The 24,593-nt window shown below is 38.0% G+C and carries 28 protein-coding genes; 12 read left to right on the plus strand and 16 right to left on the minus strand.

From position 1 onward, the window contains the following. From Sdiek1_RS08230 to mnmH, 6 genes are read left to right on the plus strand one after another with little or no spacing between them, the layout of a single operon-like run. Entirely contained in the window at positions 1–699 is a 699-nt protein-coding gene (locus tag Sdiek1_RS08230; RefSeq protein ID WP_087438683.1) for a tRNA1(Val) (adenine(37)-N6)-methyltransferase, read from the plus strand. Further along, a complete protein-coding gene (locus Sdiek1_RS08235; protein WP_087438684.1) occupies positions 687–1,067 on the plus strand; it encodes a YkgJ family cysteine cluster protein in 381 nt (126 codons plus the stop codon). Before Sdiek1_RS08230 ends, Sdiek1_RS08235 begins: the two co-directional genes overlap by 13 nt. Positions 1,068–1,109: 42 nt before the next feature. Continuing rightward, the gene (locus Sdiek1_RS08240; RefSeq protein ID WP_238098889.1) at positions 1,110–2,315 is read left to right on the plus strand and encodes a tetratricopeptide repeat protein; all 1,206 of its coding nucleotides are present in this window, start codon (positions 1,110–1,112) and stop codon (positions 2,313–2,315) included. Continuing rightward, positions 2,312–3,100, plus strand: coding sequence for an indole-3-glycerol phosphate synthase TrpC (gene trpC, locus Sdiek1_RS08245; protein ID WP_087439861.1), 789 nt, complete (start codon positions 2,312–2,314; stop codon positions 3,098–3,100). Before Sdiek1_RS08240 ends, trpC begins: the two co-directional genes overlap by 4 nt. Then, the gene (locus tag Sdiek1_RS08250; protein WP_192866731.1) at positions 3,100–3,591 is read left to right on the plus strand and encodes an HIT family protein; all 492 of its coding nucleotides are present in this window, start codon (positions 3,100–3,102) and stop codon (positions 3,589–3,591) included. The genes trpC and Sdiek1_RS08250 overlap by 1 nt, the downstream gene beginning before the upstream one ends. Beyond that, positions 3,585–4,598 (plus strand): tRNA 2-selenouridine(34) synthase MnmH, encoded by a 1,014-nt coding sequence (gene mnmH, locus Sdiek1_RS08255; protein WP_087438686.1) that lies wholly within the window; start codon positions 3,585–3,587, stop codon positions 4,596–4,598. Before Sdiek1_RS08250 ends, mnmH begins: the two co-directional genes overlap by 7 nt. On the opposite strand, the gene Sdiek1_RS08260 is transcribed toward mnmH, so the two are convergent. From Sdiek1_RS08260 to Sdiek1_RS08300, 9 genes are all read right to left on the minus strand, one after another. Next, positions 4,595–5,347 (minus strand): energy-coupling factor ABC transporter ATP-binding protein, encoded by a 753-nt coding sequence (locus Sdiek1_RS08260; RefSeq protein WP_087438687.1) that lies wholly within the window; start codon positions 5,345–5,347, stop codon positions 4,595–4,597. The two genes, mnmH and Sdiek1_RS08260, sit on opposite strands and share 4 nt — an antisense overlap. A gap of 14 nt (positions 5,348–5,361) precedes the next feature. Continuing rightward, entirely contained in the window at positions 5,362–5,889 is a 528-nt protein-coding gene (locus Sdiek1_RS08265) for a hypothetical protein (RefSeq protein WP_161492016.1), read from the minus strand. Next, positions 5,853–6,161, minus strand: coding sequence for a PDGLE domain-containing protein (locus tag Sdiek1_RS08270; protein ID WP_087438689.1), 309 nt, complete (start codon positions 6,159–6,161; stop codon positions 5,853–5,855). The genes Sdiek1_RS08265 and Sdiek1_RS08270 overlap by 37 nt, the downstream gene beginning before the upstream one ends. Next, a complete protein-coding gene (gene cbiM / locus Sdiek1_RS08275; protein WP_087438690.1) occupies positions 6,158–6,805 on the minus strand; it encodes a cobalt transporter CbiM in 648 nt (215 codons plus the stop codon). The genes Sdiek1_RS08270 and cbiM overlap by 4 nt, the downstream gene beginning before the upstream one ends. A 111-nt stretch (positions 6,806–6,916) precedes the next feature. Beyond that, positions 6,917–7,852, minus strand: a complete 936-nt coding sequence (gene pdxA / locus Sdiek1_RS08280; protein ID WP_087438691.1) for a 4-hydroxythreonine-4-phosphate dehydrogenase — start codon at positions 7,850–7,852, stop codon at positions 6,917–6,919. Continuing rightward, complete coding sequence (locus tag Sdiek1_RS08285) at positions 7,849–8,628, minus strand: pyridoxine 5'-phosphate synthase (RefSeq protein WP_087438692.1); 780 nt, start codon at positions 8,626–8,628, stop codon at positions 7,849–7,851. Before Sdiek1_RS08285 ends, pdxA begins: the two co-directional genes overlap by 4 nt. 60 nt (positions 8,629–8,688) lie before the next feature. Continuing rightward, on the minus strand, positions 8,689–9,822 hold the full coding sequence (locus Sdiek1_RS08290; protein ID WP_087438693.1) for a cytochrome b/b6 domain-containing protein: 1,134 nt from the start codon (positions 9,820–9,822) through the stop codon (positions 8,689–8,691). 56 nt (positions 9,823–9,878) lie between these two features. Then, on the minus strand, positions 9,879–10,256 hold the full coding sequence (locus Sdiek1_RS08295) for a c-type cytochrome (protein WP_161492017.1): 378 nt from the start codon (positions 10,254–10,256) through the stop codon (positions 9,879–9,881). 32 nt (positions 10,257–10,288) lie between these two features. Next, a complete protein-coding gene (locus Sdiek1_RS08300) occupies positions 10,289–11,764 on the minus strand; it encodes an NAD(P)/FAD-dependent oxidoreductase (protein WP_087439862.1) in 1,476 nt (491 codons plus the stop codon). A gap of 204 nt (positions 11,765–11,968) precedes the next feature. On the opposite strand from Sdiek1_RS08300, the gene Sdiek1_RS08305 reads away from it, so the two are divergent. The 6 genes from Sdiek1_RS08305 to Sdiek1_RS08330 all read left to right on the plus strand — a co-directional run bounded on the left by Sdiek1_RS08305 (position 11,969) and on the right by Sdiek1_RS08330 (position 16,571). Next, the gene (locus Sdiek1_RS08305; RefSeq protein ID WP_087438695.1) at positions 11,969–12,193 is read left to right on the plus strand and encodes a hypothetical protein; all 225 of its coding nucleotides are present in this window, start codon (positions 11,969–11,971) and stop codon (positions 12,191–12,193) included. 2 nt (positions 12,194–12,195) lie between these two features. Further along, positions 12,196–13,101 carry a Ppx/GppA phosphatase family protein gene (locus tag Sdiek1_RS08310; protein ID WP_087438696.1) on the plus strand — a complete coding sequence of 302 codons (906 nt, stop codon included), beginning with the start codon at positions 12,196–12,198 and terminating at the stop codon, positions 13,099–13,101. A gap of 96 nt (positions 13,102–13,197) precedes the next feature. After that, entirely contained in the window at positions 13,198–14,889 is a 1,692-nt protein-coding gene (locus Sdiek1_RS08315; protein WP_087438697.1) for an acetolactate synthase large subunit, read from the plus strand. 12 nt (positions 14,890–14,901) lie between these two features. After that, a complete protein-coding gene (gene ilvN, locus Sdiek1_RS08320) occupies positions 14,902–15,363 on the plus strand; it encodes an acetolactate synthase small subunit (protein WP_087439863.1) in 462 nt (153 codons plus the stop codon). Next, positions 15,363–16,313 (plus strand): UDP-3-O-(3-hydroxymyristoyl)glucosamine N-acyltransferase, encoded by a 951-nt coding sequence (gene lpxD / locus Sdiek1_RS08325; protein ID WP_087438698.1) that lies wholly within the window; start codon positions 15,363–15,365, stop codon positions 16,311–16,313. Before ilvN ends, lpxD begins: the two co-directional genes overlap by 1 nt. A gap of 12 nt (positions 16,314–16,325) precedes the next feature. Continuing rightward, the gene (locus Sdiek1_RS08330; RefSeq protein ID WP_087438699.1) at positions 16,326–16,571 is read left to right on the plus strand and encodes a hypothetical protein; all 246 of its coding nucleotides are present in this window, start codon (positions 16,326–16,328) and stop codon (positions 16,569–16,571) included. A gap of 50 nt (positions 16,572–16,621) precedes the next feature. Here the strand turns inward: Sdiek1_RS08330 and Sdiek1_RS08335 are convergent, their stop codons facing one another. From Sdiek1_RS08335 to anfG, 7 genes are all read right to left on the minus strand, one after another. After that, positions 16,622–17,818: an NAD(P)-dependent oxidoreductase gene (locus Sdiek1_RS08335; protein ID WP_087438700.1), complete on the minus strand. Its 1,197-nt coding sequence runs from the start codon at positions 17,816–17,818 to the stop codon at positions 16,622–16,624. Positions 17,819–17,940: 122 nt separating this feature from the next. Next, the gene (locus Sdiek1_RS08340; protein ID WP_087438701.1) at positions 17,941–19,110 is read right to left on the minus strand and encodes a pyridoxal phosphate-dependent aminotransferase; all 1,170 of its coding nucleotides are present in this window, start codon (positions 19,108–19,110) and stop codon (positions 17,941–17,943) included. 86 nt (positions 19,111–19,196) lie between these two features. Continuing rightward, positions 19,197–20,519 (minus strand): nitrogenase component 1, encoded by a 1,323-nt coding sequence (locus Sdiek1_RS08345; RefSeq protein WP_087438702.1) that lies wholly within the window; start codon positions 20,517–20,519, stop codon positions 19,197–19,199. A gap of 41 nt (positions 20,520–20,560) precedes the next feature. Continuing rightward, positions 20,561–22,099, minus strand: coding sequence for a sigma-54-dependent Fis family transcriptional regulator (locus Sdiek1_RS08350; RefSeq protein WP_087438703.1), 1,539 nt, complete (start codon positions 22,097–22,099; stop codon positions 20,561–20,563). 84 nt (positions 22,100–22,183) lie between these two features. Beyond that, positions 22,184–22,729, minus strand: a complete 546-nt coding sequence (locus tag Sdiek1_RS08355; protein ID WP_087438704.1) for a pyridoxamine 5'-phosphate oxidase family protein — start codon at positions 22,727–22,729, stop codon at positions 22,184–22,186. A gap of 67 nt (positions 22,730–22,796) precedes the next feature. Next, positions 22,797–24,191: a Fe-only nitrogenase subunit beta gene (gene anfK / locus Sdiek1_RS08360; RefSeq protein WP_087438705.1), complete on the minus strand. Its 1,395-nt coding sequence runs from the start codon at positions 24,189–24,191 to the stop codon at positions 22,797–22,799. A 13-nt stretch (positions 24,192–24,204) separates the two neighbouring features. After that, on the minus strand, positions 24,205–24,582 hold the full coding sequence (anfG, locus tag Sdiek1_RS08365; RefSeq protein ID WP_202819546.1) for a Fe-only nitrogenase subunit delta: 378 nt from the start codon (positions 24,580–24,582) through the stop codon (positions 24,205–24,207). Positions 24,583–24,593 lie beyond the last annotated feature (11 nt).

Raw genomic sequence — 24,593 nt, forward strand, 5'->3', positions numbered from 1 at the left:
ATGAACTTATTTCAGCCAGAACAGGGGTATCGCTACAACAGTGATACCCTTTTACTTTATGATTTTATCGCCTCATTCACACCAAAAGGCGAATTACTAGATGTTGGTTGTGGTTGTGGCATTTTGGGGCTTTTGCTCAAACGCGATTTTCCAGCTTTACATGTAAATCTTTTAGACATTCAAGCTCAAAATTGTGAAATCTCAAAAGCCAACGCACATGCGAATAACATAGAGATCGCCAGCTTTACATGTAAAGATTTTTTAGAGGCGAAATTCGAGCATAAATTTGATATGATTGTATCAAATCCTCCTTTTTACCATAAAGGCGGTGTTAAAAGTGAAAACGATGCCCTCTACCTTAGTCGTCACAGTAGTGCGCTTCCCTTTACGGCATTTGCCTCTAAAGTTACCAAAAGTCTTTCCAATCGTGGTTATTTTTTCTTCTGCTATGATGCCAAGCAACTGGATAGTTTGATGGCGGCACTGCTTGCCAATGGACTGAATGTGGAAGATCTTCGTTTTGTGTACCCCAAAGAGGAGAGAGAAGCTTCCTTGGTGCTGATTCGTGCACGTAAAAACTCAAAAACTTTGTGTAAAATTCATCCACCACTTTTTATCTACAATGGTGAAACATTTAGTCCTCAGGTACAAACCATTTTTGAGCGATCCCAAACAAAGAGTGTGACATGGAAAGCATAATGAAATGTGAAGGCTATCCATACGCTTTTGATCCAAAAGCGTGTCAAAGCTGTACTGGAAAGTGCTGTATTGGAGAGAGCGGATACATTTGGGTGAGTCAAGAGGAGATAAGTGCGATTGCTTTGAAACTTTCTTTATCAAAAGAAGAATTTATCAATAACTATTTACTAAAAATTCGCTATCGTTTCACGATTAAAGAAATCGCATACGAAGGCGGCTATGGTTGCATCTTTTTCGATATGGAAAAAAAGATGTGTCGTATCTATGACGTACGTCCACAACAGTGCCGTACATTCCCTTTTTGGGAATATTTTAAAGAAAATATTGACGAGGTAGTCACAGAATGTCCCGGTATTATTCGTTTATAATCGTCCTTTTTTTATTGGCTGGTTGCGCCACCAAAGAAGTTGTTGTTACTAAAGAGACAACAAAAAAAAGTTTTTGAAGAAGAAGACAACCTTATTTTACAAGCATTAGATTATCAGCAAAATGGCGACTATGTCAATGCACGCAAAATTTATCATACACTTTACGAACAGAGCCAAAAGAAAGTTTATCTTACTGAAGATGCAGGTCTTGCCTTTGTCTTAGGTGATCCTGATGCACGTGATCTTATTCTGCAAGGTATTCAAAAATACCCTGAAGAAAAGAACTTTAACCGTCTTCTTGTGGGGCAACTTGTTAAAGAAAAACGCTACGAAGAAGCTGAAAAAGAGATTCTTAAACTCATTGAGTACGATAAAACAGTACAGCATCTCAGCATCGCTGGTAATCTTTATTTGCAAATGAAAGAGTATGACTTAGCTCTTAAATATTTTGAAAGTGCCTATAAACAAGAGCAATCTGAAGATCTTTTACTCAATATCGTTGAACTTCTATACCGCTTTTTAGGACGTAAAGATGACGCAGTCGCCTATTTGGAAACATATGCAAATGTAGAAGGCTGCGGAGAACATGCATGTTTTAAACTGATTGAAATTTACGGACGTGATCGTAATGTTCAAGGGCTTATTGCCACGTATAAAAAACTGTATAAAGAACAACCAACGGATGAAATTGCCAAAAAAATCGTTGAATTAATGCTGTACACAAAAGATATCAAAGGGGCAACTCATTTCTTGGAAAAAACAGGCTTGAACCAAGACATGTTGATTCAAATTTATGCAACACAGAAAAAATTCACAGAAGCCTATGCTCTTGCAGAAAAGCTTTACGAAGAGAGCAAGAACCTTGATTATCTCGGCAAAATGGCTATTTATGAATATGAGCTCAATAAGACAAAACTGACACCTGAAATATTGCAATCCATTTCCAAAAAATTTGAAGAAGTCACAGGATTGCTAAAAGATTCCGTGTATATGAATTACTATGGCTATCTATTAATTGACCATGATATTGATGTACCAAAAGGGATTCGTTTAGTACAAGATGCCCTTGCATTAGAGCCAAACTCACCTTATTATTTAGATTCTCTTGCTTGGGGGCTCTTTAAGCAAGGTAAATGTGAAGAAGCGTATGCCATCATGAAATACTTTGGTGACAATGTCATCGAAGAAGAGGTGAATGCTCATATTGAAGCCATTAAAAAATGTTTGAAAGAGAAAAAGCCACAATGATTTTAGATGAAATCATCAAACGAACCCGTGAAGATTTAGAAAAAAAGAAAAAAGAGTATACGATAGATTGGTTAGGCAGGAGTCTTGCCTTTAACCCTTTTATGCCTCGCGATGTAAAACCTTATCTGAAATCTACGCCAGAAAATCCTTACCGCATTATTGCGGAAGTCAAAAAAGCAAGTCCAAGCAAAGGTATTATCAAAGCTGATTTCGATCCTCTTACCATTGCTAAAGCGTATGAACTCGGTGGGGCTGATGCTATCTCCGTTTTGACAGAACCTCACTATTTTCAAGGTAATTTAGAGTATTTAACCCAGATTCGACGTTATGTACCAACGCCTCTTTTACGCAAAGACTTTATTGTTGATGAATACCAAATATTAGAAGCCCTTGTTTACGGTGCTGACTTTATATTATTGATTGCAAAAGCACTGACAAAAGCTGAATTAAAGCATCTTTTAGAGTACGCATTACGACTTGGACTTGAAGTTTTAGTCGAAATCCATGATAAAGAAGATCTTATAAAAGCCATCTTTGCAGGAGCCAATATTATTGGTATCAATCACCGTAACCTTGAGACTTTCGAAATGGATATGAGTTTAACCGAAAAGCTCATGCCACTGATTCCACAAGGTAAAATCATTGTTGCGGAGAGTGGATTAAACGACAAAGAGATCATTAAGCATTTAAGTAAGATGGGGGCAGATGCCTTTTTGATTGGCGAATATTTTATGCGTGAGCTTGATATTCAAGCCTCACTTGAAGCCATTAAAAAGGTCGATTGATGAACTATCTGTATGCTCCGTGGCGTGATGCTTATTTTAGTGATAAGCCCGAAGGATGTGTCTTTTGCAATATTAGTGCACATCCCGAAAAAGATGAAGAGTATCATGTACTCTATCGCGATAAACTCTGTTTCATTGTTATGAATCGTTACCCTTACTCACCAGGGCACTTTATGGTTATTCCCCATCAGCATACAGACGCCATTGAAGAGCTTGATCCAGAAGTATGGTTACACATCTCTTTGATCGTACAGCGTTGTGTACAGATGCTTAAACAGGGTCTTGGAGCACACGGTGTCAACTTAGGTATGAATCTTGGTAAAAGCGGTGGAGCAGGTATTGCTGAGCATATACATTACCATGTTATACCACGTTGGATGGGTGATACTAATTTTATAACGACAATTGCAGACACAAGAGTTTATGGAACTGATTTTGAAAAAATTTACCAACATCTTAAAGGGCTTATTCCTGAGTATATTGCATGTTAAATGATGTCGAGATTGATGCCTTTATTACCCAAAAATCCTCTTTTGATCTTTTGATTGATGCACGTAGTCCCAAAGAATTTAATGAATCACACATTCCAAATGCTCAAAATTTCTATGCGTTAAATGATGCTGAGCATCAAGAAGTGGGTACCATCTATAAACAAGTTTCTCGTAATGATGCAAAAATACTAGGAGCTCGTTATATTTGCCAAAATGTTGCACTCCACCTTCAAGAGATTTCCAAACATTACAAAATTGGTGCAAGAATTGGTATCTATTGTGCAAGAGGAGGGCTAAGATCTAGCTCTATTGCCATTATTCTCTCTCATATTGGCTACCAAGTGTATAGACTAACGGGCGGCTATAAAAACTACCGTTTACATGTACTAACGTATCTTGAAACTATTCCACACCACCATTTTATTTTACTTGGGGGCAATACAGGTTGCGGGAAAAGTGAGCTTTTACAAATTCTACAACCGTCCATTGATCTTGAAATGCTTGCCAATCATTTAGGTTCGAGCTTTGGTAGTATTAAAGGAGCTCAACCAAGTCAAAAAGCCTTTGAAAATATTTTATGCGAAATTTTATGTAAAATTGATCCAAATACCTATATATTCATTGAAGCAGAGAGTAAGCGTATGGGAAAATGTACCATCCCAGCCCTGTTACATGAACGTATGCAACAAGGATTTCGTGTCGAAATTACTGCCCCTCTTGAACAACGCGTTGAACGAATTCTCAAAGATTATGTGAGCATCACAACCGATTTTTTTAATCAAGTCATGCAAATGATTTCACCTTATATTAAGAAGAGTGCAAAAGAAGCCGCCCAAATAGCATATGAGAGCAATCATCTCGCAGAGGTAGCAAAGATACTTTTAGTAGAGTATTACGATGTAGTCTATAAAAAACCTCGTAAGGTTGATCTGGTCATAGATAATGCCGATCAAAGCCAGAGTATTCAAGCACTTCAATCTTTACATGTAAAGCTTAGTAACGTTTAGAAATGATGCATATGATAGTGTGAGTGCTGAAAGTCTTTGTGTTTATGGGCATGAAGATGCAGTAAATTTCCCTCAATCAGTATCTTTTTATCTTTCATTAGCGCTTCAATTTCGCCATTATAAATCAACTGATGTTTATCGTTTAAAACAAGTGCTCTATCACCAAGTTCATAGGCTAAAGAGATATTATGGGTTGAGATAAGGGTTGTAATATTCATTTCTGAGAGCAGATCAACAAACCATCCTGTTGTTTTTGGATCCATATTGGCAGTAGGTTCATCTAAGAGTAGGAATTGTGGCTCAAGAACCAAAATAGCGCATAACATAACTTTTTGCTTTTCGCCACCGCTCAACTTAAGAGGAGAGCTTTGAAGATGGTGCGTTAAATGAAATTTTTCAGCTATCGCATGGACACGTTCGTCGACATTTTCCACATCAAACTCTCTAAGCCCAAAAGCAATCTCATCATACACTGTTGGATTAAACATCATTGTTTCTGGATTTTGGAATAGAATCCCTATCTCTTTACGAAAGGTTTTACCAACGCTTTTTTTTGTTATCAATTGATCTTTATAAAAATAGTTTCCCTCGCCAAAATAAAGTCCTGCAAGAATGCGAAGCAGCGTGCTTTTGCCACTTCCATTATTTCCTAGTAAAACAACTTTTTCACCCGCTTTAACTTCAAATGAGAGTTTATCTAAAACACATTGTGTTTCATACTGATACGCTAAATTGTCAACTTTTATCAAAAAATCCCCTTGCTTTAAGCGCCAAACTTTTTTTCTTCACTATCATACAATGCCTTGGTAAAAAAATAACCAAAGACAGAGGTAATAAACTCTTTTTGAGCACGTTCACTCATTTTTTTAATCAATCTACTTTTAAGGGCTAACATGAAATTTTCATAACTCTTCTGGTAGCTGTAAATTTGTGAAAGTGAAATGCTCAAGAGAAAACTCAATGTTTTTGAAAAGGAGAGGGCAAGTGCGATATTGACATAATGGGAAAAAAGCATTGTCGTCAGGGTTAAGTCAAAAACACGTAAGTTAAACAGTAGTAAATAGTCCAACCAAGGTTTTTGCTGAACAAGGGCAATTATCAAATATCCAAGGGTAATGGCTATGTTAAAAAAAACAATCGCTTTAAAAGATTTTTTGAGCATTTTAAGCCACTGAGAACGAGCCAATAGTAACAAGATAAAAGCAAAAAAGAGTAATAGATAAGAAGAATGGCTAGCTAGAATAACAGCTAGCCCTAAAAGATAGAGTCCAAAAAGAGTTCTATCGCGCAAATTTTTTTCCCGAGAAAATAGAAAATTCCAAAAATCAAAGCAACTCCCAACATCCCTGAAAGATAGTAAGCGATGACATCGTTTAACCCATCTATCGTATAATCAGGTGCTAGTGCTCTTAAGTGAAAAGCATTTTCAATCCCTCTGGGGATAAAACCTAAAACCTCTTGATAGTATTCATTGTCCCACTCAGCCCACGCAGGATTTTCACTCAATAATCCAAGAGGTATCAGTATAAATAAGATAAGTATGGGATAAAGTATCTTTTTCATGCATTCGCTCCTTTATAAATACGGTTTTTGACAATGTACCGATAGGCAATCGCTGTAAAGATACCTTCCACCACACCAAAAAAGAGTACATGAGAACCCACAACGGCAGGAAAGGTCAAAGCAAAATCAAAAGGAAAATAGAGGGGCTGACCATCGGCGCTTGCGATTAAGGGTTGGACACCAAGGAAAAGCGACAGAATAATTGATGCACAAACAATACCAACCCAACCACTTAAGAAAGAAGCAAAGGCTTTCTGTTTAAAAATATTAAAAATATAATAAGAAGAGAAAGAGGCAGCAAAAGCCATTACAAGGGCATTTGCCCCAAATGTTGTAATACCGCCATCACCAAAGACGAGTGCTTGAATCAATAAAACAAGACTGATACAGACAGATGCAACCCATGGACCGAATAAAATCGCAATGAGTGACGCACCTACAGCATGTCCACTGGTTCCGCCCGGAATAGGGATGTTAAACATCATAATAATAAAACTGAGTGCACTCAAAGAGGCTATGAGGGGAAGTGTTGTTTCATTCAGTTCTTCTTTGAGTTTTTTAAATGCGATAACCCACAGTGGTAATGCAGCAGCATACGTTGCGATACATGTGATAGGAGAGAGATAGCCATCTGGAATATGCATAATACGTGACCTCCAAAGATGTAATATTAAGATAATAATTAGGCAATATTTAAATATTACTTAATTAAATCTAGTATTATTATTACATCTTTAGTCTTAGTATTACTTGAATTAAAATGTCAATAATGTTTTTCCAGTGGCAAGTTTAACGGCCTCTTTGACGGCATTAATATAACTAAGCGTGGAAGGATTTTCATTTTTATAAGCGATGTCAAAAGCCGTTCCATGGTCTACAGATGTGCGAACAATACCTGCATTAAGGCTTACATTAATACTCTCATCAAAGTAAAGTGCTTTAAGAGGAATCAACCCTTGATCATGGTACATACAGACAAAATAACGAAATTTTGCACGATTGACTTTTGAAAATGCCATATCAGGGACGAAAGGTCCTACAAAGACTTCACGTTCCAAAAAGTTATTTGCTTTTTCAATCGCTCGCTTAATCTCTTCATCTTCATCGCCAATCACACCGTGATCACCTGCATGAGGGTTAAGTCCTAAAACGGCGATACGATCTTCGCCAATTTCTTCATACACTTTCAGCAAAAAAGGTTTGATTTTTTTTGCTTTAATTTCATGCGGAACATCGCGCAGTGGAATGTGATGAGTGTAAAGTATGGTAAACATCTCTTCGCATCCTAACATCATAATGGCTTCACACCCCAAAAGATCGCTCAGTGCATCGGTGTGTCCCTTATACTCAAGACCTGCTAAGGCCCATGACTCTTTGTTAATAGGAAGCGTGACGATACCGCTAACTTCATTGCTTTTAGCCAGTGCAACAGCGGTAATAAACGAATCGTATGAGCTTTCACCCGCTTCAGCGCTACAAACACCCGCTTCAATCTCAAAAACTTTGCCACAATCACGTATTTCAAAGTCACTAGGGACATCTAAATCTAAAAGTGCAGCGCCCCAACCAAGCATATTTTCGTTGATACAATAAATTGGATCGCAGAGCTTTTGCACCTCTTGATGTGCGCGCAGAGCAATCTCTAAACCAATACCATTTAAATCTCCAATGCTAATCGCTATTTTTTTCATCGTATTAATCCTAACAACTCTTTAACGGCAGTCTCAAACCCTACAAAAATGGAACGTGCGATAATACTCTGCCCAATATTAAGCTCACAAATCTCTTTGATATCTAAAATACGCTTAACATTTTGGTAGTTTAGTCCATGCCCTGCAGCTACCTTAAGCCCTAATTGCTGTGCTTGTTTTGCAGATCTTTCAAGCTCATGGGTTGCTTCAAGGAGCTTTACATGTAAAGATTCACGATCCAGTTCAAGCTCTTTGATACTGTGTCTTGAACGTGATAGATTAGAGTAGAGCATCGCATAAATATTGGCATACAATCCCGTATGTAACTCAATCCACTCAGCGTTGATCTCTTTTGAAGCTTCGATCATAGCACTATTGGGATCAATAAATAACGAAAGTTCAATATGCTCTTTTTTAAGTCTTTTTGCGATCTCTGTAATGATCTCTTTGTTTTTAACAACATCCAGTCCACCTTCTGTTGTCACTTCTTCACGCTTTTCGGGAACAAGCGTAGCTCGATGCGGATGTAATTGAAGCACTTTGTCAATAATTTCGGCATTAATAGAACACTCTAAATTGATAGGAAGTTGAGACGTTTCAATAATTTTTTTAGCATCATCATCATTAATATGGCGTCTATCTTCTCGCAAATGGATGGTAATCTGATCAGCTCCGGCACGTTTAACCAAAGAAACTGCATCAAGTGGATCAGGATCATTAATCTTTCGTGCCTCTCTAAGCACTGCAATATGATCGATATTTACGCCTAGAAGCATTATGACATCCTTCGTTTTTAGGAATTATTATAGCCAAAATATGATTTCGAAAAAGTTTCATCATGATCTAGGTATATGGATACGTCTATTTTCCAATATCCCATATTCAAAATCTTCATGGCAGGCAAAACAATTTGAAGCATTTTTTACATGTAAAGATTGATAGACTTTTTTATCAATATTTTTATGTGCTTCTCTCCAATAGGGAACTTTACTCATGGAAATAGGACGCATCTCGCCCAGTGATTCTAAGGTTTTAAAAGCAAGTTTATGAGATGAACTCTCTGCACTATGGCTTAAAAGATACGCTTTAATATTCATTTGCTCACTTTGAGTAATGTTATTTTCTCTAATCTGTTCACCAAAGTGGTTTTCAAGACCATCCATAAGACGAATCCATGAGTCATGTGGTAACATAAATGGTGGATAGATCTTATGACATTTACTGCATTTTTCATAAAAAGTGCTATTTTCAGCTTTAAAATCTCGCCGCTCAAATAAGCTCTTTGTTAAAAAAGTATCTTGAGGTTGCGCAACAAAAAAGAGCGTCATCATAGATAAAATAATTGCTGAATAGGCAAAAAGATGTCGCACTATCGAAACAGCCGCATCTTGACCTTCCGCTTTTTTATACCCTGTAATCATCGCAAAAAGCATATGTGTCTTATGGTAAAACTGTTCAATTAAAACACCCACAATATGGATCATTGCCCAAGTAAAAAGGAGATAAGAAAGTATTTCATGAAACAATAGCAATGCCGAAGAAAAACGAAAATAATGCGCATTTAAACGTGAAAAAAGACCGCTTGCTTCTTGTGTCCCTTGCAGTAAAAGTCCACTCAAAACAATCCAACTCCCCAAACCTAGAACAATCAGTGTAAACCAACTTGATGCGGCATTATGTCCTGCATGAATTTTTCGCCATCTGTTTTGCACTTTTTCAATAAAATAGCTTTGAAGCTCACTGTATTTTAATTTGAACGTTTTAAACGTTGCATAATTAGGACCAAAAAATCCCCAAATAATTCTAAAAAGCAACATGATTCCAAAAATAAAACCAAAAGCAAGATGCCATTCAAACAGAGTGCGATCGAAAGATGTCACAAAAGAGAGGAGAAAAGAGGTAGCAATAATCCAATGAATAATACGTGTACACAACGGCCAAACAAAAACTTCATCAGATCTTTTATTCATAAGTAACTTTCAGATGTTTTTGGTGTGCAACACACCAAAAACATCATATTCAAATTTTATTTAGCAACGTAGAACGCATTGTGAAGGTAGTTTGCCATCATTTTAATATCGTAGTCGTAGCCTTTTTCAGCCAGCTTCTTCATATTATGTTCCATAATATCATGCTCACTTGCTGTGGACTGTCCAAGACCACCATTTTTAATATCAAAAAGTGACATTTCAAGTTCTTGAATACTTTGCTTGGTCAGCGCAGGTGCTTTCTTCTCAGCGATACCTTCGCCTTTTGGACCATGACAATGTACGCAAGTCTCAGCATAAACTTGTGCTGGAGTATATTTATAAGTAGCAACATCCGATTTTGGTTTATCACCACACCCGCTTAAAACAACTAAGGCAACTGCTGCTAGAGAAAGTGCTAAATTCATTTTTTTCATAAGTTTTTCCTTTTTATGTATCATCAACAAAATTAGGCTCTGCCAGAGAGCATGCCATAAACTGTCATAGGTTTAAGTGCATAGACTTTAAGCAACCACCAAATCCAGCGCTCTTGTGTTGGATCAAGAGGGAAAGAAGGTGTAGGTTTTGCTGTCCAATTAAACTCAGCAAGCATAACCGTTCCAATACTCGTAATCAAAGGACAAACCGTATAACCATCGTAGGCAGCAGGAAGTTTTTCTTGTTTTTCCATAACAGCAATGAGGTTCTCTGCAACAACAGGATATTGTTTACGCGCACTACCACCTGTTTTTCCCATAGGAACAGCAGCAATATCACCGAGGGCAAAACGTTTTTTATAGGTTACATGTTGAAGGGTTTCTTTCACAACAGGAACCCAGCCTTTGCTTGAACCAATAGGCGATTTACCAACAATATCTGATGCTTTTTGTGGAGGAGTAATATGAATAAAATCGTAGTTTTTATCAACTTTTTTACTCATAGAAACCATGGTATATTCTTTAAGGTCTTCGTCATACTCACCTTTTTCAAGCCATTTTTTCTCAAATGTCGCTACTTTTTTCTCTGTATCAATCGCTACTAAATTGGTTTTAAATTCCCATTTAAAGTCTCTTGCTTTAAATTGCTCTAAAATAGCAGCGCTATATTCAGGCACACCAAACATTTTATCACCTGATGGGCAGAAGGTTAATTCTACTTTATCGCGAACACCTGCTTTTTTGAGTAAATCATGTGTGATGTACATAATTTTCTTAGGAGCTCCACCACATTTAATAGCAGTATCAGGATCGGTAAAAATTGCTTGGAGTTTTTCGGATCCCTTATGCGCTTTTGCTTTAGCAATCAGTTCTTCAATACCTTTTTGTGTATCAACAGCACCATCTGCAAAATAGATAGAGTAAACACCATCTTTTCCTACTTTATTACGAACAACGTCATTATTGGCACCAGAAGAAGTAATTTCGCCTTCTAGCCCTTTTATAGCACCAAAATTAAGCATTAATCCTGTTGCGACAACAAGATAATCGTAGCTAATTTCCGTACCATCGGCTGTTTTTACTTTATTATTTTGTGGATCAAACGTTACGACAGAGTCTTTGATCCATTTCACACCTTTAGGAATAAAATTTTCAGTTTCATAGGTAATGTCACTTTTTTTCCACACACCAGCAGCGATCAGTGTTTGCCCAGGCTGATACGAAACTGATTTTGGGTTTGGTTCAATAATTGTAATATCAGGATTAGAGAGTCTGTGTGTCAATTTTGCAGCCGTTGCAACACCTGCAAGGCCACCACCCACAATGACTATCTTACCAGTAGCATTGGAACTAGAAGCATGTGCTTCTGTTGCCGTTGCAGCGCCCGCTAAGACACTCGCAGCAATTGGCGATGCTGCTAAAAGTTTCATCGCATTACGGCGAGACATCCCACCTTCATGCTTCTCAATCTCAATGAGTATTTCCTCAATGATTTTGTCTGATTTCATAGTTTGCCCATCCTTTTTGTTTGTATGATCTCCCCATTCTACTTCCAACATTCTGAGGCTTCCCTTGGTTAAAAAAAATTATACCTCATTATTTTAGTTATTTATAATATTCTAAAATTGTCGTTATAATGTTATATTATGCAACCTATTATTAAGTTTTGTTTACATAAAATCATCTATTTATTATTATTGCGAAGGTCTTTATTGAAAAAAGAATTTTTTATATTTATCCTGATTTTTATTGTCTTGTCATTGGGAATGCATATGAATCAATGGCTGACACACCCTATAGAGCATCTAATGCATCTGAGTACACAAAAGATGCCATATCATCCACTTTTGTATACGACGATTGTTTATCTCTTTTTAGGTCTTGTACGCCTTATTATCAGCGCTTTTTATGAAGCTCTTTCGAAAAAAATAGGCTGAAGATGATTGGCTGTGATTTAGGTTCCAATACCTTGCGAATTGTACAAATGGATTGTCAAACAAAAGAGCGTATTCATGTTTATGAAAAAATTGTGCGCACAGGTAAAGATTTACATGTAACGGGATTGATTTGTGAATCTTCCAAACAAAATATCTTGAATGCCCTATATGAAGCCTCTCATATCTTTGATTTTAAAAATGAACGCTGTTTCTGTGTAACCACTGAAGCGATGCGCATTGCTTCGAATGCTGGGGAAATTTTAAAAGAAATCGAAACAATTTTTGGCCTTACTTTTCAGATTATAACAGGTGAAAAAGAAGCATATCTCACATCACTTGCTGTTGAAAATGCCCTCAAGCGCGAAGGGTTTAAACATCAAACCTATGCCTTATTTGACCTTGGTGGAGGTTCAACAGAATTTACCTTTTGCAAAGATGGTACAAAACAGTCACAAAGCTTTCCTTTTGGAATTATCAATGTAGCGGAGAGATATTCACTTGATCGTGAATTACATGTAACGCGTATCGTTAATTCCATTGATGATTTTATGACTCAACACGATCCAATTTCTTCCAATTTTTTACAATTAGTAACAACAGCAGGAACACCAACAACGGTTGCCGCATTTTTAAAAGGCTTGGATTATGCTCATTATGATGCGACTATTGTGAATGGAACCGTTTTACATGTAAAGGATTTTGATGAAGCCTATGAGCGTTTATTTGCCATGAATGAAGAAGATGCAGAGCGTTATACAGGCACGAATCGTAGGGATTTAGTCGTTGTTGGTATCTTAATTGTCAAAGCAATTATGAAAAAACTTGGCTTTGAAAGTTGCATCGTAATTGATGATGGACTCAGAGAAGGTGTCGCACTTGAGCAGTGTTACAATTTGAACAAATCATAACATATGCCCCAAAAATGAGCCTTCTTTAATCTTTATTTGCTATAATAACCCACTTTTTTTACAAGAAGTATCATCAAAAATATGAAAGGAGAGGTCATGGAGTTAAGCGGTTCCCAAATGGTCATAGAAGCACTACGTAAGGAGAATGTCAGCGTCGTCTTTGGCTATCCTGGTGGTGCTATCATGAATGTTTATGATGAAGTTTACAAACAAAACTATTTTAAACATATTTTAACACGACACGAACAAGCAGCTCTGCATGCAGCAGATGGTTATGCACGCGCAACGGGTGATGTAGGCGTTGCCTTTGTTACCAGTGGCCCTGGTTTTACCAATGCTGTCACAGGTCTTGCAACAGCGTATATGGATTCTATTCCTATGGTTGTGATTAGCGGTCAAGTTCCTATTAGTATGATAGGCACAGATGCTTTTCAAGAGATTGATGCTGTGGGTATTAGTCGTCCTTGTGTCAAACATAACTACTTAGTTAAAGATGTCAAAGATTTGCCACGTATTTTAAAAGAGGCATTTTACATTGCACGAAGTGGCAGACCAGGTCCTGTTCATGTCGATATTCCAAAAGATGTCACAGCACAAATTGGCCATTTCGCCTATCCAAGTGAAATTAAAATGCAAACCTATAAGCCAACCTACAAAGGCAATCCAAGACAGATTAAAAAAGCGATTGAAGCTATTGCTTTAGCAAAACGTCCTGTTCTTTATATTGGCGGTGGTGCGATTAACTCAAATGCAAGTGATGAAGTACGTGAATTTGCAAAAATCTGCGGCATTCCTGCGGTTGAGACGTTGATGGCGCGCGGCGTTATGGGCGATGAAAATCCATTACTACTTGGAATGCTTGGAATGCACGGCTGCTATAGTGCCAATATGGCCATGAGCGAAGCAGACCTCATGATTGCTTTTGGACCACGTTTCGATGATCGTGTTACAGGAAAACTGAGCGAATTTGCAAAACATGCTAAAATCATTCATGTCGATATTGACCCAAGCAGTATTGGGAAGATTGTTCCGATTGATTACCCCATTGTAGGTGATCTTAAAAATGTTGTAGAGGCGATGATCCCTTTAGCCAAAGAACAAATTGATGAAAACAAATATAAACCTTGGCGTGATTTGTTAAAGCGTTATGGTGAAATCCATCCATTGAAATATGAAGATTCAAATGAGATTCTTAAACCACAATGGGCAATAGAACGCGTTGGTGAGATACTTGGTGATAAAGCCATTATCTGTACAGATGTTGGACAGCACCAAATGTGGGCTGCACAGTTTTATCCTTTCTCTTATCCTCGTCAATGGATTACGAGCGGTGGACTTGGAACGATGGGTTATGGTCTTCCAGCAGCCATTGGCGCCAAAGTAGCGGTGCCTTCCAAAACTGTTATCAATTTTACGGGTGATGGTTCTATTTTGATGAATATTCAAGAGTTGATGACTGCCGTTGAAAATAAAGTAGCAGTGGTTAATATCATCTTAAATAATCAGTTCTTGGGAATGGTTCGCCAATGGCAAACATTCTTTTACAATAAACGCTACTCTTCAACCGATCTTTCCGTCCAGCCTGACTTTGTCAAACTGGTTGAGAGTTTTGGAGGACGTGGTTTTAGAGTTAAAACCAAAGATGAGTTTGATAAAGCCCTTAAAGAGGCTGTTGAAAGTAACACTGTCTGTATGATTGACGTTCAAGTTGATCGCTTTGAGAACGTTTTACCAATGGTTCCAGCAGGTGGAACGCTTTACAATATGATGCTTGAGTATAAGGAGTAAGCGATGGAACATATCAGAAGAGTTTTATCGGTTATCGTTTTAAATGAAGACGGTGTTTTGTCACGTATATCAGGTCTTTTTGCGGGACGTGGTTACAATATTGACTCACTTACAGTTGCGCCAATACCTAAAACAAATCTATCACGGTTGACGATTGTGACCTCAGGCAGTGCTCCTGTTTTGGAACAAATTGTAAAGCAATTGCATAAATTGATACCTACGTACAAAGTCATAGAATCAGGTCAGTTTGTTGAAAAAGAGATGGCGCTGGTCAAGATTCCTTTAAATGAAGACTTTAATGGGCTTGATGCCATGCTTAAAGCGTATAATGGAACAATTGCTAGTAGCGGTGAGGATTTTATCGTTGTCATGGTTGCAGATGATTATGATCGTATCGATAATTTTTTAAAAGCGGTTAAAAAATACAACCCAACAGACATCGTAAGAAGCGGCTCTGTCGCAATGGATATTTAATGAAACTCAGCCTTCTTGCTCAAGCAATTTCGCTTGAATTTTCAGGTATAGATAAGGAAGTTACCTCTTTTGCAACACTCAAGGAGGCAACTTCCTCTCAAATTACTTTCTTTGACAATCCAAAACTTTTAACTGACTTGCAAAATACAAAAGCAGGCGTTGTGATTCTTTCCTCAGCGTATCAAGAATATCTACCCAAAACATCTCAAGCGCTTATCAGTGACAATCCCCATTTAAGTATGGCGTATGCAAGTGTATATTTTGCTAAAAAAGCCTTTGATACCTCTTCACCTGCCCATATTTCAGAAAAATGTTTCATTAGTCCAAATGTGGTTATTGGTAGCAATAGTGTGGTTGAGGAAGGCACAGAGATTATGCCGCACGTCACCATTGGTGCCAATGTTAAAATTGGTAAAAACGTTAAAATTTTCCCTAATGTTGTTGTGTATGATGATTCAATCATCAAAGATAACTGTATTATTCAAGCAGGGGCAATTATAGGAAGCGATGGTTTTGGCTATGCTCATACAAAAATGGGTGAGCATATTAAAATCTATCATAGTGGTAATGTTATCCTTGAAGAAGATGTTGAAGTGGGATCAAATACAACAATTGATCGTGCTGTTTTTGGATCCACTATTATTCAAAAAGGAACAAAAATAGATAATCTGGTTCAGATTGGACATAATTGCGAAATAGGGCAAGCCTGTATTTTAGTGGCTCAAACAGGTATTTCAGGCTCGACAAAACTTGGACGTAATGTCATTATGGGTGGACAAAGTGCCACAGCTGGACATTTGGAGATTGGTGATTTTGCAACCATCGCAGCACGTGGTGGTGTTTCAAAGTCGATTGAAGGCGGTAAAATTTACGGCGGTTTTCCACTCACATTACAAAATGAGTGGTTGAAAACGCAAGCAAAACTCGCAAAATTTTTTAAAAAGAATTAAAAGGATCACGTCATGGGCGGAAAAAACACAATACTTACTAAATTTCCTTTAGCAGGAACAAAAAATGGAATGATTTCAGTCTCTCATTTGGAAGAGCCATATGGAAATGGATCATTTCCTGTTGTAAGTATTGGTATTGCACTGAAAAAAAGTGGGGAAGAGCCTGATTGGAAAGCACATATTCCTTATGAGAATCTTGATGAACTTATTAGTGCTCTTCAAGATGCAAAAGCACGTTTTGGAACAGAGACAAAATAATATTTAAGAGTTTTACATGTGAAGCTTTTACATGTAAAACTCATTCTCTCCTAAAGTGTATCGATATACTCTTCGATAGCCACAGCAACGCGTTTTGAAAAGGCAACTGCTTCAACAACCGTTCTGGCTCCTGTGACCACATCACCTGAAGCAAAAACGCCTTCCATGGTAGTTCGTCCACACTCATCCGTCACAACCAAACCTTTACCATCAACTTCAATCTGTTTCGCAGTTTGAACAATGTTATCTTTAGGATTTTGGCTAATAGCAACTAAAATAGAATCTGCTTCAAGTAAACCCTCTTCACCACTTTCATCCGTGCTACTGTAAATAACACCTTTTTCTGTAATCTCTATCGGCTGTTTATAAAGATCAAACTTAACACCATCAATTTTGGCACATTCGACTTCATGATGCGATGCCGGAATGTTCTCCATACCTTTACGGTACATAATGATCACTTCACGAGCACCGTGTCTGACTGCTGTTCTAGCAACATCCATAGCAACATTTCCCGCGCCTAAAACCACAACGGTTTCTCCTAAACGATATACCGAAGGATTTTTGAGATAGTCAATAGCAAAATGGACATGACCTAAACTTTCACCTTTAATACCAAGTTTTTTAGGAGACCAAACCCCTGTACCAATAAAAACAGCTTTAAATTCATCTCTAAAAAGATCACCAATGGTAATGTTTTTACCCACCGTTATATTAGGGCGAATTGTTACATCCAATTGGCGTAATTTCGTTTCAATCGTGTCTAAGATATCTTTATTGAGCCTAAAATCAGGAATACCGTAGCGTAATACTCCACCAATTTTATCGTGAGCATCGTACATTGTAATTTCATAGCCTTTTGCACCTAAAATAACGGCTAAAGAGATACCCGCAGGACCACTTCCAATAATCGCCACTTTTTTACCATTTTTTACAGGTTTTTCAAACTGAAGATCGTTTATGTAAAGATCAGAAATATAATTTTCAATACTTCCAACACTGACTGCCGTTCCTTTTTTATTGAGAATACAGTGACCTTCACAATGTTTTTCATGTGGACAAACCATAGAACAGATAACAGAAAGAGGATTATTGTCAAAAGCATTTTTTCCTGCTTTTTTAATTTCTCCTGCTAAAAAAAGACGAATCATTTCTGGAATGGGTGTGCCAACAGGACATCCCGTACGACATGATGGTTTCTTACAGCCCAAGCATGTTTTCGCAAGTGTGATGACATATTTATTCATGTCTAACCTTTATAAGAATGTGTATGTAAAAATAATGTCGGAATTGTACCAAAACCATATTAATATTGAAGAATATTTTTGAAAGAAGTGGGCACTTTTTAAAAAGTGCCCTTCAATAAGAGTTATTTGTAGTTTTCAACAAACGCTTTAATACGTCCTATACCATCTTGAATCGTGGTATCGTCGGTTGCAAAAGAGAGTCTAAAATAACCATCTGATCCAAAACCAAGACCTGGAACCACGGCAACACCTTTTTCTTCTAAGAGTTTTGCACAAAACTTCATTGAATCATTTTCAACAGCTTTGGTATTGACATAAAGGTAAAAAGCACCTTCTGGTTTCATGACTGAAATACCTTTAATATTGTTCAGTAAATCATATGCCATATTTCTACGTCTCTCAAAAGCTGCACGCATATTTTCAATATCATCATCTACAAGGCCATTAAGTGCTGGAATGGCTGCTTTTTGTGTAATAGAATTGATATTAGAGGTACTTTGACCTTGAAGATCAACAATCGCATCTACAATCTCTTTAATAGGGCAGGCTAAATAGCCAAATCGCCATCCTGTCATCGAGACAGATTTACTCAAACCGTTGACAGTAATAGTTCGGTTGAACATATCTTCACTAATCGATGCAACAGAGGTGAATTTCAAATGATCAAATAAAATTTTCTCATACATCTCATCCGAAACCACTAAAACATTGGTTCCCTTAAGAACTTCAGCTAAACCTTCAAGTTCGACTTTTGAATAAACAGCTCCCGTTGGATTGGATGGCGTATTGAACAAAAGCACTTTTGTTTTAGGTGTAATGGCAGATTTCAGTTGTGCTGGTGTTATTTTAAAGCCAGTTGCTTCATCTGTCTCTATAAACACAGGTGTACCACCAGAGTATTTCACAATTTCAGGATAGGTTACCCAATAAGGTGAAGGAATAATCACTTCATCACCCTCATTAAGAATCGCCTGGAAAATGTTAAACAATGAGTGTTTTGCACCAACGTTGACTACAATTTGAGAAGGCTTGTAATCGAGGTTATTTTCACGCTTAAGTTTGCCAGCAATTGCTTTAAGCACTTCGGGCGTACCTGCTACTGCAGTATATTTTGAAAAACCATTTTGAATGGCTTCAATCGCGGCATCTTTGACACGTTGTGGTATGTCAAAATCTGGTTCACCAGCCGAAAAGCTAAGAATATCTCTTCCTTGAGCTTTAAGATCTCTTGCTAAAGCCGTAATAGCCAAAGTTAAAGAGGGTGATAAGACTTGGATTCTTTTTGATAGCATGAAACATTCCTCTATAAAAATATCGTGCAGATTATAGCGAAAATTCAACCGTTTTCTGAAGTTTTCTTTTAATTTTTTAAATAAATTTATCCTAACCAAGGAGCTTCACGGTAAACGATTTTAAAGAGAGGATTTTTCAAGGTATTTTCAAGAATGTAAGCAAATTCTAAAATACCACGGTACCCCACATAATTTTTTTCTTTTGCCTTCTCTATATTGAGAAAGGGGATTTTTGTTTGAACTGCGGCATAGACATTATCACTGTTTGTAATCAAAAGATCAATCTTCTCTTCTTCAATAATATCCATTTGCTCATTTTCTGGCTCATACATAAACATTCCTTTGCCAAGTAGAAGACGAATCGCTTGTTCTTTATCATCCTCTGTTATATTTTCAATAGACGTTGCGACCACATGCATATCTAGCTCTCGTAAAAGAGGAATATACGCCCACGATAGCGTTCCTTGAAGATTAATAAGAACTTTTTTTGCATACAAGCTATCTTTGAAAAGCTCTAATTGCTCTGCCAATTTTTTTTCTTCAAAAGCAATGACCTTTTGTGTATTGCGACTCAATTTTCCATCATTAAAAACTTCAGCAATCGTACGTAAAGCATCGGATGTGGCATATTTTCCAAAAAAAGAAACCTGAATCCAAGGAATTCCCCATATTTTTTCCATTTTTCGTGCCATGGTCGCGAGCGGTTTGGCTGAAATCAAAATATTGAGTTTGGCTTTATGTGCGTACATAATGGGTTCAACAGAATCACCACTCCCAAAAGTGGTCAGTACACGTAAGCCTATGCTCTCAATCAAAGCACAATAGGTTTTCATCTCCTGTAAACTGGCATCACAACTAAGTAAATTAACATCGTAAGGAGTTATTTCTTTTGGCTCTTTACGTCCTATAAGATGTTCACAAAGTGTCATACTTGCAATGCGTGCTCCAAAATTTTCAACACCCAAAAAACCAGCTGCTAAAATGGGGACAATCCGAACACCAAGTGCGTGTTGCTTCTGTTGTGCAATGGCATTGACATCTTCACCAATGAGCGAAGTAACACACGTTATATAGATAAAAATAACTTTGGGTTGGCAGAGAGTTACGATTCGATCCAGTTGGAACATCAGTTTTGAAGTGCCACCAAAGATAATATCATTGAGGTCTAGGTTACTGCAAAAATAGTTTGAATGCTTTTGTTGGGAAGATTTTTCAATGAATGTGGTCGTAAAGCACGTCGACGATGAATAGATCAGATGGGCACAATCTTCATATGAGCTTAAAAACTTAAATGCTCCTTCTAAAGCACAATCACTGATGGATGATCCAGGATGAAGTCTTTCACAAATATTTTTTTTCTCTTTATCTCCACTATGTGAACACGAAGACTCATTATAAAGCTCCTTAATTGAAAAAAAAACGTGACATCATGGCTTCCTTTAATCGTTCATTACTCCAGATATTCTTGCATGCAAATCTCATATTTTTGAATTTTATAACCAATTTGACGATTGGTTATGCCCAATTTCTTGGCTGCTTTTATTTTAATGCCTCTTGATTCTCGTAACACTCTTATAATGGCTTGTCGCTCCAAATCTTCCAAATCAGCCTTAGTTTCAACTTCTTTAGTAGGAATTTTTGTCTTTGCTGGAAGTACGGAAAAAATTACTTGAGCGTTTACATGTAAAGAGGGAGCAAGAAGAACAATACGTTCCATACTGTTTTCCAACTCTCTAATATTACCAGGCCATGTGTACTCTTTGAGCATCATTTGTGCATCAGGCAACAAGGTACGCTCTTTGCCATGACGTCTGCAAAAACGCTCCAAAAAATAGCATGCAAGCAAGATGATATCATCACCTCGATCACGCAAAGGAGGGGAGTGAATGGGAATGACATTGAGCCTGTAGAAAAGGTCTTCTCTAAAGCTTCCTTGGCGTACCATCTCTTTAATATCACGATTTGTGGCCGCCACAATGCGCACGTCAACTTTAATCGTCTTTGTTCCACCAAGTCTTTCAAACTCCTGCTCTTGCAGGACTCTCAGCAGTTTTGCTTGGAGACTTAGACTTAGATCGCCAACCTCATCCAAAAAAAGTGTTCCTTCATGTGCCAGTTCAAAACGACCTTTACGCATCTCTTTGGCATCCGTAAAGGCCCCTCGCTCATGTCCAAAAAGCTCTGTTTCCAAAAGATTTTCAGGAATGGCAGCACAATTGAGTTTGATGTAAGGCTTCTCTTTACGATGACTGTAATTATGAATAGCTTTTGCGATAAGCTCTTTGCCCGTTCCCGTCTCACCGCTGATAAAAATCGTTGAATTGGTACACGCTACTTTGCCAATAATCTCTAAAACATCTTGAATTACAGGACTGTAACCTATGATTTCGTTCTGCTTTAATATCTCCTCTTTGTAGTAGAGTTTTTCTTCTTTAAGACGCTTTTTTTCATCATTGATTGTTTGGTAGATTTGTTGTGATTGCGCCATGAGCGAAGCGGTAATGGTTAAGATTGTCACCATCTCTTCAATATTGCAAAGCGACTTTTGAGTTAAACTCACACCTAAAACACCAAAAAGTTTATTTTGAGAAAGGGCTGGTATGGCAAGATAAGAAATCTCACTCTTTTTTAAACTGCAGCTTTTATTGAGAAAGAGAATATTTTGATGGATATTTTCAATCACAACAGGCTCTAAAAATTGTGCACATAATCCCGTTGCACCTTCGCCCACTTTATAGGTAGCTAAGACTTCTTGCCGTTTACTTAGCCCTGCCGAACTTAACACTTCAAGTTCATTACTTTCATCATTAAGCGCATAATAAATACTTTTATCCATATAAAAATGCCTCTTAAGAAGGCTGAGCGTCTTTTCAAATGCTATTTCTATGCCAAGTTCACTCCCTTTTAAAGCGAGTGCAATTTCATATAAAACTCTGAGCTCTTGATAGCGTGGGCAATCTTGGATAGGGCTGATGCAAATCGTATCCACTGTGTATCTCCTCAGATGGGATGAATGTCACCTAAACGTAGTATAGTTATTTATACTACGTTATTTTACTGCTATGTTCTAGTCTCATTCATTCAAAAATGCCTCTTTATTAAACAATTCACTCTCTTGCGCTATATTTTCTTTAGCGGTCAATGTTGTTGGTTCAATTTTAAAAACAGAAACAGCTTTTCCATCATGTGTGGAACGATACTTTTCGATCAAACTTCCTGATAATTGATGTTTGTAGTAATTGGGTGTGTATTTGTCAAGTAATTTTTGAAGAACTAAGGCTGATTCTTCAGCGTCCATTACTTTTTCTGCCTTACCAAAAATGACAACACTACGGTATGCTGTATCTGCATGACACGGAACGGGGTCAACTACGGTACCGTATTCATGAAAAAGAGTAAAACAAACAGAAGGCCTTTGAAGTAATAGACTCTCTTTTTTTCCACTTCCCATACCATGAAAATAGATAGCCCCTTTATGCCAAACATAATTGACAGGTATGGCATAAGGAAAATTCTCTTCATCAACCATCGCCACAATGCCTACGCGTGTCTCTTGCAAAAAGGATTCAATCATCGCTTCATCGGTACAGATTCTCTTGTTATAACGAATTGTGTGCATATTTTTTCCTCATTCATAATGAAGGGATTTTAGCTTTACATGTAAAGAAAAAATCCCTCTTTTTTTTCTACCAAACGTTGAGTAACCACTCTTTGTTACGTTTATATTCCATATCACGAAAAAGCGTGTTGGCGATCTCTTCGGCAAGCCAAATCGCCCCTGCATACCCCACAACAGGATGACGGTAAAGACCCGCACGATCAAAGGTAGGAAAGCCCACACGTACCATGGGGACATTATTGTCAATGGAGGTAAATCTCCCTTTGGAGTGCCCCATAATGAGATCTAGCTGTAAGCCTTTGTTTTTGATACGATCTTCAAGTTCCCAAAGATCCGCATTGGTAATAATCTCCATATCAAAGTCCACTTTGGATTGAAGATTTTTAATGCGCGCATCTTTTTTGTACCCTGAGTTGTCATCGCCCAAAAGGAGCAACACAGGTTTCATCTCCATATCGATACAAAATTCCGCCAAACCAATGACAAGATCAGCATTGCCGTAAATCGCCACACGTTTATCGGCTAAGAACATATGCGCAAGATCGGTAATGGCATCTATGGCAATACCCCGCTCTTTGACCAACGCCTCAGGGATGGGCTTGCCCGTCATCTCTTTGAGGCGTTGCAAAAAGGTATCGGTATTGCGAATCCCAATAGGCGTAGGTCCGATGATCGCAGGTACTTGGAAATTTTTCTCCAAGTATTTTGCCGCTTTGCCCCCTTCATAACGATTGAGTGCAATCGTGCCAATCGCATCGGCAGTGCCTATCATATCTTCCACCGTCGTATCACCATGAGAGACTTCGCATTGCCCGCTTGGCATTAAAGGAGAGTCAAAACTCTCGATCTCAAACAGAACCGTCGCATCAATCCCCATCATTTTCAAAAGATGTTTAAGGGCTGTTACATCGCCCGGATTCACCCAGCCCGTGATCAGATTGATCTTGCCATTGGGTGTATCCGTTTTCTTTGCAAACGCTTTGAGCATCGACTCAACGGCAACATCATACCCACTGACCATACTGCCTTTAAAGCTGGGCGTATGCACGGGAACGAGATGTACTTCACGCCCTTCGTATTTGTCTTTTAAAAGTCCGTTATTGAGCTTAGTGATGACACCTTCAATATCATCGCCTATGATCTCTGTCGAACAGGTTGTAATAATCGGGATGACTTTAATATCAGGGTAACGCATCAAAAGGACATCGACGGCGGTTTCAACCCTTCCCGTTGCTCCAAAAACGGCACTGTCTTCATGCAACGAAGAAGAGGCGATGTCAAAGTTATCTTTAAAATGTTGCGCAAACAGCATCCGCACAAACATAACGCACCCTTGTCCACCATGAACGATGGCAATACAATCTTTGATGCCAATACTGACGTATTGTGCGCCACACGGCTGACATGTAAAGATCGGGTTAATAATACCCGTACGCTCTTTTGCTCTGAGTTCACATGACATGGTTTATCCTTTGTTAGTATCGAGCAACTGTCAGCTCTTTGTTGAGCGAACCGCTAATCGTGACGTAGTCAATACGTTCTTTAAGCTTTTCTATCAGCACCTTGATACTCTCTTTATCCATTTCCGCAAACCACGCAAAGCGCGCTCTAAAGGCTTCGGCTAAGGAGAGGGCATCGACCCAGTAGCAACGATCTTCGGGCGTCTCTTTTGCCACTTCTTCATCACACAGAAGTTGCTTTGCTTTGCTTAAAACCCCTTCGTTTTGTCTCTCTCTATCCCAAGACCTAGAGTGAAACTGCCAAAGGCAATGTTTCATAATATAATCTTCCATCTGAGCAATCCGAACGCTTTGTGTCGACTGCATTTGCATATTCACTTTTTCATCGCTCATTGTTTTCTCCT

The sequence above is a fragment of the Sulfurospirillum diekertiae genome, assembly GCF_002162315.1.
Classification (GTDB): domain Bacteria; phylum Campylobacterota; class Campylobacteria; order Campylobacterales; family Sulfurospirillaceae; genus Sulfurospirillum.